The sequence below is a fragment of the Ideonella aquatica genome, assembly GCF_018069755.1.
GTDB lineage: Bacteria > Pseudomonadota > Gammaproteobacteria > Burkholderiales > Burkholderiaceae_C > Ideonella > Ideonella aquatica.
In genome coordinates, this window is the sequence record NZ_JAGQDE010000048.1 from 1 (window position 1) to 10,938 (window position 10,938).

The following is a 10,938-nucleotide window of genomic DNA, read 5'->3' on the forward strand; positions in this document are numbered from 1 at the left end:
GGACCATTCCCCAACCCCGAAGGCTTCTCCTGCTCGCCTTCCCAGGCAAGCTCCCCCATCAACGTCAAACGCGGTGACCACCCTGCGCAGGCAGCCACCGCGTCAGCGGTTTAGTTCAACGTGTTTTGGGGATCAACAGCCTGCGCCACTATTGGACCACTGCGCCCTAAGATGGCCGCGATGGGCGCTGGCAAGTGGTGGTCGCATCTGCATTTTTCCCTGTTGATGCTGGATGTTTATCCAGTATTATTCCCGCGGTGAAAACCGGCGGCGGTTACAAAGATTCTGCAGCGCCTGGCGATGCCTGCCAAGCGTCATCGCAGCGCCTCAGCATCCCCCTTTCGAGGGATGTGATCCGTCCCGCCCTTCAACGCGTGGGGTCGCCGAGGGCAACGCCCCACACTGCTTCTTGTCGACCAGCACACACTGCCCCAGGAGCCAGAAGCCCCAGCGGGGGGGCCCGTCCTGCACGGTCAAGCTGCGGTCGCGGCCGGGCTTGAGTTCGCGGCGGGCGCCGTCCAGGCGCACCAGGCGCGGGGCCTTCAGCGGGCTGGTGCCCAGCGCGTCGTGGAAGCAGTGGTTCAGCTGGCGGCGGCTGGCGCCGACCTGGTGGCACAGTTCCAGCACGCTCATCGGCTTGGCGGTGTTGCCCGGCATCAGCTCGCAGGCGCGGTCCACCGCGCGGCGGCTGGGCGTCGCCGCGCGGGGCAGGGTGCTCCAGGTGACGCTGATGCTGCGCGCCACACCCCAGCGGCGGCGCGACCCCTGGTACAAACGCCTCGCCCTGGTGCGCGGCACGGAGGGCCGGCCCGCCAGCGCGGCGCGTCGCCCGCCGGCCATCTTCGCCCGCCCCCACGCCCACACCCACCCCACGGAGAGACGACCATGCTGCACCGCCGCCAGATCCTGCAAGCCCTGCTGGGCGCCACCGCCGGTCCGGCGGTCCTGGGCGCCCACGCGGCAGACGCCTTCCCAGCCAAGCTGATGACGATGATCGTGCCCTACCCGGCGGGCGGGCCGTCGGACTTCATTGCGCGGCAGATCCAGCCCGAGCTGTCGCGGCTGCTGGGCCAGCAGATGATCGTCGAGAACATCGGCGGCGTGGGGGGTGCGCTGGGCATCCAGAAGGCGATTGCCGCGCCGCCCGACGGCCACACGCTGACCATGGCCTCGCCGATGGAGCTGGTGCTGGCGCCGCTGGGCCTGTCGGCGGTGAAGTTCAAGCCCGAGGACATGCGCCTGGTCGCGCTGCTGGTGACCACCACCATGGTGATGCTGGCCCGCAAGGACTTGCCCGCGTCCAGCGTGGACGAACTGGTGGCCATGGAGAAGAAGCCCGGCGCCAAGGAGCTGAGCTTCGGCAGCGTGGGCCCAGGCTCGCTCTACCACCTGGTGGCCGAGAAGTTCTCGCAGCAGACCGGCCTGAAGATGCTGCACGTGCCCTACAAGGGCGCGGCCCCGCTGATCACCGACCTGATGGGTGGCCAGATCGACATCGTCTTCATGCCGCTGTCCGGCCCGGTGCCGGGGCTGATCAAGGAGGGCAAGGTCAAGGCCTTCGGCGTGGCGTCCAAGGCGCCGCACCCGCTGTTCCCCAACCTGCCCACGCTGACCAGCACCCAGGCGCTGGAGGGCTTCGAGTTCGACCTCTGGGCCGGTCTGCAGGTGCCGCGCGGCGTGCCCGACGCAGCGGTAGAAGCCCTGAACAAGGCGGCGCTGCAGGCATTGCAGAATCCCGACATCCGCAAGGCCTACGAGGGCACCGGCAACGTGGTCGGCAAGCCGATGAACCCGGCCGAGCTGCAGCGCTTCTACACCGCCGAGATCGCCCGCTACACCGCCATCGCGACATCGGTGAACCTGCAACCCCAGTGAGTCTCCCCGCCGTTGAGCCCTGACGCCAGCGACCCGACCGATCTGCCCGCGCACCAGCTCTCGCGTCTGATCCATGCGCGGGCGCTGTCCTGCACCGAGCTGATGCAGGCCACGCTGGCGCGCATCCACCGCTTCAATCCGCTGCACAACGCGATCGTCAACCTGGCGCCGGACGACGAGTTGCTGGCCCAGGCCCGCGCCTTTGATGCCGAGCTGGCCGAGGGCCGGTCGCGCGGCTGGATGCACGGCCTGCCACAGGCGATCAAGGACACCGGGAACGCCGCCGGGTTTCCCACCACCTTTGGCAGCCCGCTGCTGAGAGATGCGGTGGCGCCCACCGACGGACTGATGGCTTCGCGCATGAAGTCGGCCGGCTGCATCGTCATCGGCAAGACCAACATGCCCGAGTGGGGCCTGGGCTCGCACACCTTCAATGCGCTGTTCGGCCCCACCCGCAATGCCTGGGACCCGGCGGTCAGCGCCGGCGGCAGCAGCGGCGGGGCGGCGGTGGCGCTGGCGCTGCGCTTGCTCAGCGTGGCTGATGGCTCCGACTTCATGGGTTCGCTGCGCAACCCCGCGGGCTGGAACCATGTGTTTGGCCTGCGGCCCAGCCAGGGGCGCGTGCCCTTCTGGCCGGTGACCGATGTCTGGGTGGATCAGCTCGGTACCGAAGGCCCGATGGCGCGCTGTGTGGACGATCTGGCGCGTCTGCTGCAAACGCAAAGCGGCCACGATGCCCGCCAGCCGCTCTCCATCGCCGGCCCGGTGCCGGCCTTTGCGCCGGTACGCCCGCATGCGCTGCGCGGCCTGCGCATCGGCTGGCTGGGCAACCTGGGCGGCCACCTGGCGCTGGAGCCCGGTATTGCCGAGGTCTGCACGCAGGCGCTGCGGGTGTTCGAGGACGGCGGCGCCGTGGTCGAACCGGCCGCGCTCGATACCGACCTGGAAGCCGTCTGGCGCGCCTGGCTGGTATGGCGCCGCGCGCTCACCGGCTGCCGCCTGTCGCCACTGCTGGCTCGCCCCGGCGCGCGCGAGCAGATCAAGCCCGAGGCGCTGTGGGAGCACGACCAGTCGCAGGGATTGACGTTTGCTGAGTTCATGGCCGCCAGCCAGGCCCGCAGCGGCTTCACGCAGAAGATGCTGGCCGCGCTGCAGCGCCACAGCGTGCTGGCGCTGCCGGTGGCCCAGGTCTGGCCCTTCCCGGTGGAATGGCGCTGGCCGCAGCGCATTGGCGAGCGGGTGATGGACACCTACCACCGCTGGATGGAGGCCACGCTCTACGCCACCTTCGCCGGCCTGCCGGCGCTGAGCCTGCCCGCCGGCTTTGATCCCACCGGCCGCTGGCCGATGGGCCTGCAGCTGATCGGCCCGCCCCAGGGCGAGGCGCTGCTGCTGCAGGTGGCCGCCGCCTATGAGCAGCGGGTGCCCGAGCTGCTGGCGCGCTGTCCGCCCGGCCTGGACTGAGCCCCCACCCCTGTCCTGAGCACCGCCCCACGCACAGCCACACCGTCCAGCAGATCCGCGGCACGCCCGAGGCTCAGCGCTTCTTCTTCAGCGGCGCCACGCCGCTCTGCGAGCTGCGCCACAGCGCCATCGGGTCGTCGGCCGGTGCCGCTGTGGCCGGCGCGGCCGCCTGGGTCGGTGCCGGGCGCTGCGGCTTGACGGCGGGCGGCATGGCAGCGGGAGGCGGTGGCGCCAGCACCTCGCCCAGCAGGTCCATCAGGTGGGTACGCGCGCGCTTCGGGTTGCGGCGGTAGTAGGCCAGCACCAGGCCGGTGATGAAGCGCTCGTCGTCGTCGCGCGGCTCCAGCCGGTCGTCGTCGGCGGGTGCGGCCTCGGGCAGGTGGGGCTCGTCCATCCACAGCGGGGGCTTGTGGCTGCACTGCTCGAACTGGCGCGCCAGCCGCTCACCGATCTGGCGTGAGCGGCTCTTGATCTGGCTCCAGTAGCTGGGCTGGATCTGCAGCCGCTCGGCGAACCGGCGCTCCAGGCCGCGCAACGTGGCGGCATCGGGATGCTTGACGGTGGCCTGGACGAATTCGTCGAACAGCAGCAGCGCGTTGTCGAGGCGGATCGCGGCCACGTCGCGTACAGCGTTCATGGCCGCGATGATAAAGCCTCGTTGATCAGGCGGTCGGCGGGCGCGCCACCTTGGGCGCGGTGCGCATGCTCAGCCACATGGTCGCGCCCAGGATCGCCGCGACCACGCCCAGCGACACCGCCACCGGGATCTTGAACACATCGATCAGCATCATCTTCGTGCCGATGAAGACCAGCACCACCGCCAGGCCGTAGCTCAGCAGGTGGAAGCGCTCAGCCACCGCGGCCAGCAGGAAGTACATCGCGCGCAGGCCCAGGATCGCGAAGACGTTGGAGGTCAGCACGATGAACGGGTCGGTGGTGATGGCGAAGATCGCGGGGATGGAGTCCACCGCGAAGATCACGTCGGTCAGGCCCACCAGCGCGATCACCAGCATCAGCGGTGTGGCGATGCGCTTGCCGTTCTCGACGGTGAAGAACTTCTCGCCGTCAAAGCCCTTGGACACCGGCAGCACGCGGCGCAGCAGCTTCAGCGCGGGGTTGTCGTCCAGGCTGTTCTCCTGGCCGGCAGCCCACCACATCTTGATGCCGGTGAGCACCAGGAAGGCGCCGAAGACATAGAGCAGCCAGTGGAACTCCTGGATCAGCCAGGCGCCCGCCAGGATCATCAGCGTGCGCAGCACGATGGCGCCGATGATGCCGATCATCAGCACCCGCTTCTGGTAGGCCGGCGGCACCGCGAAGTAGGTGAAGATCATCAGGAAGACGAAGATGTTGTCGACCGCCAGGCTCTTCTCGATCAGGTAGCCGGTCAGAAACTCCAGCGACTTCTGGTTGGCCATGGCGGTGCCATGGTCCTGCTGCACGGCCCACCACAGCAGGCCGTTGAAGGCCAGGCTGACGCCGACCCAGATCAGCGACCACCAGGCCGCCTCCCGCACGCCCACGGCGTGCGCGCCCTGCTTCTTGAGCACGACAAAATCGACGAACAGGGCCACCAGCACGGTGGCGACGAAGACGGACCACAGCCAGATCGGCGCGATGGTGTCCATGGACTCTCCTGAGAGGAAGGGTGGATGGGTTCGCGCCGAAAGGTCTTGCCAGGGCAGGGCGCCCTGTGCGGTCCCGGGAGCGGGCCGGCATGGCGCCGGTGCTCCGTACTGACGGGGGGCCGCGACACCGCGGGACGGTGCCGGCTACTCCCCTTTCGACAGGCGGGATTCTGCGGCAGGTCCGATTGTCCTGATGCGGCCTGGGGCTATTCGGCCAGCACGGCCGGCGTGATGTCGGCGATGCGCGCGCAGCCGGTCAGGGCCATCGCCACCTGCAACTCGTCGCGCAGGATGCGCAGCAGCCGGGCCACGCCCAGCGGCCCCTCAGCCGCCAGCGCGTGCACCTGTGGCCGGCCGATCAGCACGCCCTGCGCGCCCAGGGCCAGCGCCTTGAGCACATCGGTGCCGCGGCGGATGCCGCCGTCCACCAGCAGCGGCAGGCGGCCGTCCACCGCGCGGGCGATGCGCGGCAGTGCCCAGGCGGTGGAGACGGCGGTGTCCAGCGTGCGGCCGCCGTGGTTGGAGACGATCAGGCCGTCGATGCCGGCCTGCAGTGCGCGGCGCGCATCGTCGGGATGCAGCACGCCCTTGAGCCACAGCGGCAGGCCGGTGGCGGCGCGCAATGCGTCCAGCTGCTCCCAGGTCAGTGCGGCCTGCAGCAGCGCGTCGATATGGTGATGCGCCGCCACGCCCTCGGGCAGATGCACCGCGCGCACGCCGGGCGGCAGTTTGAAGCCGGCGCGGCGCTCGCGGTCACGCACGCCGTGTACCGGCGCGTCCACCGTCAGCACGATGGCCTGGCAGCCGGCGGCCTGGGCGCGCTGGGCCAGCGCGCGCGTCAGGCCGGCATCGGGCTGGGCGTGCAGCTGGAACCACAGCGGGCCGGCCTCGGGTTCGCGTGCAAAGGCGGCGGCGACGCGCTCGACCTCGACGCTGCTCTGGCCGCTCAGCACCATGCCGGCACCCTGGGCGGCGGCGGCCAGCGCGCTGGCCAGCTCGCCATCCGGGTGGGCCAGACGCTGGTAGGCCACCGGGGCCAGCCAGATCGGGTGGGCCACCGCGTGCGGGCCGATGCGGGTGCGCGTGTCGGCCGTGCCCAGCGGGCGCAGCACGCGCGGCCACAGGCGCAGCGCGGCCCAGTCGGCGCGGTTGGCGGCCAGCGTGTGCTCGTCGGCCGCGCCACCGTCGAAGTAGTCGCGGCAGGCCGAGGGCAGCCGGGCTGCGGCGCGCTGCGCGAACTCGTCGGCCGTCATGGCGGACGGGGCGCTCAGGTGCTGGCCCACATGCGCAGCAGGTTGTGGTACGTGCCGGCCAGGCGCACCGTGTCCTCGTCGTCGCCGTGGCGCTCGCGCAGGCGCATCAAAGCCATGTCCAGGTCGAACAGCAGGCGGCGCTGCTCGTCGCTGCGCACCAGGCTCTGCACCCACAGGAAGGCGGCCAGCCGCGCGCCGCGGGTCACCGGCTCCACGCGGTGCACGCTGGTGCCCGGGTAGAGCACCATGTCGCCCGCCGCCAGCTTGACGCGCTGCTCCCCATAGGTGTCGTCGATCACCAGCTCGCCGCCGTCGTACTCGTGCGGCTCGGCCAGGAAGACGGTGGCGCTGACATCGGCGCGCACGCGCTCACCGTCGCTGCCGGGGACCACCCGCACCGCGTTGTCGACATGCGCGCCGTAGTGGTTGGTGGCGCCGCTGTAGCGGTTGACCATGGGCGGGAAGATCCTGCGCGGCAGCGCCGCCGAGAAGAACAGCGGGTGGCCCTGCAGCGCGTCCAGCACCAGGGACTGGATCTGGCGCGCGTGCGCGCCACTGGGCGCGAGCTGCTCGTTGTGCTTGACCTGGCGCGCCTGGGTGCCGGCAGTGGCGGCGCCGTGCTCCCAGGGCGCCTGGGCCAGCAGCGCGCGGGCTTGCGCCAGCGCTTCGGGGCCCAGCAAGGCGGGAATGCGGATCAGCATTGGCGTCTCCGGCTCAGAACTTCAGGCTGCCCGTGACCATCAGCAGCCGCCCGGCGCCGGGGATGTAGTGTCCGCTGTAGAGCGACTCGGCGTAGAGCTTGTTGGTGACATTCGTGAGGTTGGCCTTGACGGTGAAGCGCTCGGGCACCACCACCACCTCGGCCATCAGGTCGGCGGTGACAAAGCGTGGCGCGGCCCAGCCTGGGTTGCGGTTGGGGGTCTGCGAGGAGCGCGCATTGAGGCCGCCGCCCACCCGCCAGCGCGGCGTGAGCTGGTAGGTGGTCCACACCGTGCCCGAGTGGCGCGGCGTCAGCGAGGGCCGCGTGCCCACGCCCTCGGAGCCGGCCACGCCTTCGTCGATCGTGGCCACCGGCATCCACATGTAGGACGCAAACACCTCCCACAGCGGCGTCAGGCGACCCGCGACGTCGATCTCGAGGCCGGCCACATGGCGCCGACCGGACAGCGTGACCAGCTGACTGTCGGGGTCGGTGTTGCGCTCATGCAGCTTGGTGGAGCGGAAGGCCGCGGTGCGCAGGCTCCACTGGCCGTCGGCCGACTCGAGGCGCGCGCCCAGCTCCAGATTGATCGACTGTTCCGGGGGCACGCTGGCATTGCCTTCGCTCAGCGAGTAGGCGTCGCCCGAGGTGTTGAACGAGGTGGCGCCGGAGAGGTGGAAGCTCAGCTGCTCGTTGGGCTGGAACAGCAGGCCCAGGCGCTTGCTCCACTCCGACACGGTCATCTGGTACTGGGTGGTGGTGACCGGCCCCGGCGCGGTCTGCGGGATGGCGTAGAGCGAATAGTCGCCCTTCAGGTGGTCGTAGCGCAGGCCGGCCAGCAGCTTCCAGGCCGGGGCCAGCTGGATCAGGTCCTGCACATACACGCCGGCGCCTTGCGCGGTGTATTCGCTGGACAGGCGCAGCACACGGCTGGCCTCGTTGACGGTGGCGCCATCGTTGGGTGTGCCCACGCTGGTGACCGGCTTGACGGGCACCGCGCCGCCCTGGGCAACGGTGCGCGCCGCGTAGACCTGCTTGGTGTCGCGCGACGCATCGATGCCGGCGCTCAATTGGTGCCCCAGACCGAGGGCCTGGAAAGCCGCCGTCAGATCGCTTTGCAGGGCCAGTGTGTCGACATCCTGGATCTTCAGGTTGGTGCCACGGGTCAGCAGGGTGGTGGCGCTGAAGTCCTGCAGCGTCACCGGCAGCAACTGGTCGGGGCAGCTGGCATTGGGGGTGTAGCTGGTGCTGCCGTCGGCATTGGAGGTGGCGCGCGGGCCGCACAGGCGCACCGTGCCGGCGCGCTGGTCACGCGTGAAGTGGCCGCTGCGCAGCTTGGTGCTCAACGCCACCTGGGGCGCAAAGCGGTGGATGTGGCTGAGCGTGACCTGCGTGGCCTCGCCGGCGTTGTAGTCGCTGGCCAGGCCGTAGTAGCGGTCGGGGTCCAGCGGCAGCAGCGTGGTCTGGCCGACGCTGGCGCTGGCGCTGGGCCGGATCCAGGGCAGGCCGTAGTTCATGCCATTGCGGTTGTCCAGCACGCTGGCGCTGGCCTGGAACTCGTCGCGCTCGCCAATGCCCCAGCGGTAGGCGGCGGCGACGCCGGTCTTGTTGATGGCACTGCCGGCGCCATTGCTGTCGGCCTGGGTCACCATCGTGCCCAGGCGCAGCGCGGCGTTGTCGCCCATCTTCAGGTTGAAGTCCCCGACGCCGCGCAGGTAGCCATGGCTGCCGACGGTGAGGTCGACCTGGTGTTCGTCGATCAATCGCGGTGTCTTGGTGACCTGGTTGACCGCGCCGCCGGTGGAGCCGCGGCCGAACAGCATCGAGGCCGAGCCGCGCAGCACCTCCACCCGGTCCATGAAGAAGGTGTCGCGGTCGTAGAAGGCGGGGTCGCGCAGGCCGTCGACGAAGACGTCGCCGGTGCTTTGCAGTGCAAAGCCCCGCAGGCGGATGTCTTCCTCGCCGCCCTCGGCCGCCAGGAAGGTGATGCCGGCGGTGTTGCGCAGCACGTCCTTCATGGTGTCGAGGTGGCGGTCGTCAATCAGCTTCTCGGTGACCACGGTGATCGACTGGCCCAGGTCGCGCAGCTCCTGCGTGCCCTTGCCGATCGAGGTGGTGGTGGCTTGCACCGAGTCCTTGGCGGTGGGCTCGGCCGTGGCTTTGAGCTTGACGACCGGCAGCACGGTCTCGGTGGCGGGCGTGGCCGGTGTGGCGGTCTGGGCCACCGCCAGGCTGGCGGCGCCGAAGCCGGCGGCCAGGGCGCCCAGGGGCAGCAAGGTGTGGCGGGTCAGGTCATGCATGGGGTTCTCCGTGGACGATGTGGATTCGTGGGGATGAGCTGTCCCGCGCGGCCGGCCAGCGGCGGGCCACGGGGGCGGGTGAGGGGAGGCCTCAGCGGCTGTCGGGCTGGCTGACGAAGCCGATGCGGGTGAGGCCGGCGCGCGAGGCATCGGCCAGCGTTTCGGCGACGCTGCGGTAGGCGCTGTCGCCGTCGGCGCGCAGTTGCACTTCGGTGCGCGGGTCGGCGGCGCCGGCCTGGCTGAAGCGGCGTGCGGCCTCGGCGCGGTCGATGCGCTCACCGTTCCAGTAGCGCTGGCCGGCGGCGTCGATCGCGAACTCGATCGTCTGCGGCGGCAGCGTGTTGTTGGCGGCGTCGGCGCGTGGCAGCTCCAGCTTCACGGCGTGCGTCAGCAGCGGCGCGGTGACGATGAAGATCACCAGCAGCACCAGCATCACGTCAATCAGCGGCACCATGTTGATCTCGGCCAGCGGGGCGGCGCCGCGCTGCTTGTCGAAGGAGGCGAAGGCCATGGCGGGCTCCCGGCTCAGGCCGCGGGCTTGAGCTGGCGCACCGGCGCCGGCGCCTGGGTCTGCGCGCCCGGCGCCTCGCCCATGGTCAGGAAGCTGTGCAGCTCGAACGCGAAGGCGTCGAGCCGGCCGGTGAGCACCCGGTTGCTGCGCGTGAAGGCGTTGTAGGCCACCACCGCGGGGATGGCCACGGCCAGACCCAGGCCGGTCATGATCAGCGCCTCGCCCACCGGGCCGGCCACCTTGTCCAGCGTGCCGGCGCCGCTCAGGCCGATCGCCAGCAGCGCGTGGTAGACGCCCCAGACGGTGCCGAACAGGCCCACGAAGGGCGCGGTGGCGCCCACCGTGGCCAGTGTGGTCAGGCCGGCCTCCAGGCGGGTGGTCTCCTCGTCCAGCACCTTCTTGATCGTGCGGGTGATGAACTCGCTGGCGGTGCCGGCCTCGGACAGCTTGGCGGCGCCGTGGCGCGCGTGGTGCGCCTGGGCGTGCAGCGCATGGGCCGAGAGGTGCGAGAAGGGGTCGCCAGCGCCGTGGGTCTGCAGCTCGTGGCGCACCTCGTCCAGCGTGCTGGCGTTCCAGAAGTGGTTCAGGAAGCCGCGGGCCCGGCGCTGGCGCAGGTGGTGGCTGAGCGCCTTGGCGACGATGATCACCCACGAGGCGGCCGACATCAGCAGCAGCAGCGCGAGCAGGGTCTGGCCGACGGCGTCGGACTGCGACAGGAAATGGCCGAAGCCGAGGGTGGGTGCGGGGGTGTCCATGGGGGGGCCTGAGGTCAATCGAGTTCGTAGGCGAGCGGCGCCAGCGCGGTCCAGGGGACGGCGCTGCCGTTGACGGTGTGGGGCGCAAAGCGGGCGGCGCGCAGGGCCTGCAGCGCCTGCTCGTCCAGCCGCGCGAAGCCGCTGCTGCGGTGCAGGCTGACCTGCTGCGGCAGCCCCTGGGCATCGACCACCAGGCGCAGCAGCACCGTGCCCTGCTCGCGCAGCCGGCGCGAGGCCAGCGGGTAGACCTGGGCCGGCGGCACCAGGTAGCGCAGCGCGGTGCTGGGCAGCACAACGGGGGCGGCTGGCGGTGCGGGGGCGGCCACGGCGGCGGGCGCGGGCGGGGCAGGGGAGGCCGAAGGGGCGGGCTCGGCGGCCACCGGTTCCGGGGCAACGGTGGCGGCGGTTGGCGGGGTGGGGGCCGGGGTCGGCGTGGCGGCGATCACCGGGGC

The 10,938-nt window shown here is 71.0% G+C and carries 11 protein-coding genes; 2 read left to right on the top strand and 9 right to left on the bottom strand.

Going from position 1 to position 10,938, the window contains the following annotated elements:
* Positions 1–327: 327 nt before the first annotated feature.
* A complete protein-coding gene (locus tag KAK06_RS23705; protein WP_210804648.1) occupies positions 328–774 on the bottom strand; it encodes a helix-turn-helix domain-containing protein in 447 nt (148 codons plus the stop codon).
* Positions 775–885: 111 nt separating this feature from the next.
* Between KAK06_RS23705 and KAK06_RS23710 the strand changes: the two genes are divergently transcribed.
* Both KAK06_RS23710 and KAK06_RS23715 read left to right on the top strand, forming a co-directional pair.
* Entirely contained in the window at positions 886–1,875 is a 990-nt protein-coding gene (locus KAK06_RS23710; protein WP_210804649.1) for a Bug family tripartite tricarboxylate transporter substrate binding protein, read from the top strand.
* A 12-nt stretch (positions 1,876–1,887) separates the two neighbouring features.
* Positions 1,888–3,339 (top strand): amidase, encoded by a 1,452-nt coding sequence (locus KAK06_RS23715; protein WP_210804650.1) that lies wholly within the window; start codon positions 1,888–1,890, stop codon positions 3,337–3,339.
* 73 nt (positions 3,340–3,412) lie between these two features.
* Here the strand turns inward: KAK06_RS23715 and KAK06_RS23720 are convergent, their stop codons facing one another.
* The 8 genes from KAK06_RS23720 to KAK06_RS23755 all read right to left on the bottom strand — a co-directional run.
* Entirely contained in the window at positions 3,413–3,976 is a 564-nt protein-coding gene (locus KAK06_RS23720) for a hypothetical protein (RefSeq protein ID WP_210804651.1), read from the bottom strand.
* Positions 3,977–4,001: 25 nt separating this feature from the next.
* Positions 4,002–4,967 carry a TerC family protein gene (locus tag KAK06_RS23725; RefSeq protein WP_210804652.1) on the bottom strand — a complete coding sequence of 322 codons (966 nt, stop codon included), beginning with the start codon at positions 4,965–4,967 and terminating at the stop codon, positions 4,002–4,004.
* Between the two features lie 206 nt (positions 4,968–5,173).
* The gene (locus KAK06_RS23730) at positions 5,174–6,220 is read right to left on the bottom strand and encodes an alpha-hydroxy acid oxidase (protein ID WP_210804653.1); all 1,047 of its coding nucleotides are present in this window, start codon (positions 6,218–6,220) and stop codon (positions 5,174–5,176) included.
* 14 nt (positions 6,221–6,234) lie between these two features.
* Complete coding sequence (locus KAK06_RS23735) at positions 6,235–6,921, bottom strand: Fe2+-dependent dioxygenase (protein ID WP_210804654.1); 687 nt, start codon at positions 6,919–6,921, stop codon at positions 6,235–6,237.
* A 13-nt stretch (positions 6,922–6,934) separates the two neighbouring features.
* Complete coding sequence (locus tag KAK06_RS23740) at positions 6,935–9,220, bottom strand: TonB-dependent receptor (protein WP_210804655.1); 2,286 nt, start codon at positions 9,218–9,220, stop codon at positions 6,935–6,937.
* A 91-nt stretch (positions 9,221–9,311) separates the two neighbouring features.
* Positions 9,312–9,731, bottom strand: coding sequence for an ExbD/TolR family protein (locus tag KAK06_RS23745; protein WP_210804656.1), 420 nt, complete (start codon positions 9,729–9,731; stop codon positions 9,312–9,314).
* A gap of 14 nt (positions 9,732–9,745) precedes the next feature.
* Entirely contained in the window at positions 9,746–10,486 is a 741-nt protein-coding gene (locus KAK06_RS23750; protein WP_210804657.1) for a MotA/TolQ/ExbB proton channel family protein, read from the bottom strand.
* Between the two features lie 14 nt (positions 10,487–10,500).
* A partial coding sequence (locus KAK06_RS23755; RefSeq protein ID WP_210804658.1) for an energy transducer TonB occupies positions 10,501–10,938 on the bottom strand: 438 nt, incomplete at its 5' end.

Bases quoted from the DNA above. Each gene is read 5' to 3' on its own strand.
- KAK06_RS23710 (WP_210804649.1), top strand. From the start codon at position 886: ATGCTGCACCGCCGCCAGATCCTGCAAGCCCTGCTGGGCGCCACCGCC.
- KAK06_RS23720 (WP_210804651.1), bottom strand. From the start codon at position 3,976: ATGAACGCTGTACGCGACGTGGCCGCGATCCGCCTCGACAACGCGCTG.
- KAK06_RS23725 (WP_210804652.1), bottom strand. From the start codon at position 4,967: ATGGACACCATCGCGCCGATCTGGCTGTGGTCCGTCTTCGTCGCCACC.
- KAK06_RS23730 (WP_210804653.1), bottom strand. From the start codon at position 6,220: ATGACGGCCGACGAGTTCGCGCAGCGCGCCGCAGCCCGGCTGCCCTCG.
- KAK06_RS23735 (WP_210804654.1), bottom strand. From the start codon at position 6,921: ATGCTGATCCGCATTCCCGCCTTGCTGGGCCCCGAAGCGCTGGCGCAA.
- KAK06_RS23740 (WP_210804655.1), bottom strand. From the start codon at position 9,220: ATGCATGACCTGACCCGCCACACCTTGCTGCCCCTGGGCGCCCTGGCC.
- KAK06_RS23745 (WP_210804656.1), bottom strand. From the start codon at position 9,731: ATGGCCTTCGCCTCCTTCGACAAGCAGCGCGGCGCCGCCCCGCTGGCC.
- KAK06_RS23750 (WP_210804657.1), bottom strand. From the start codon at position 10,486: ATGGACACCCCCGCACCCACCCTCGGCTTCGGCCATTTCCTGTCGCAG.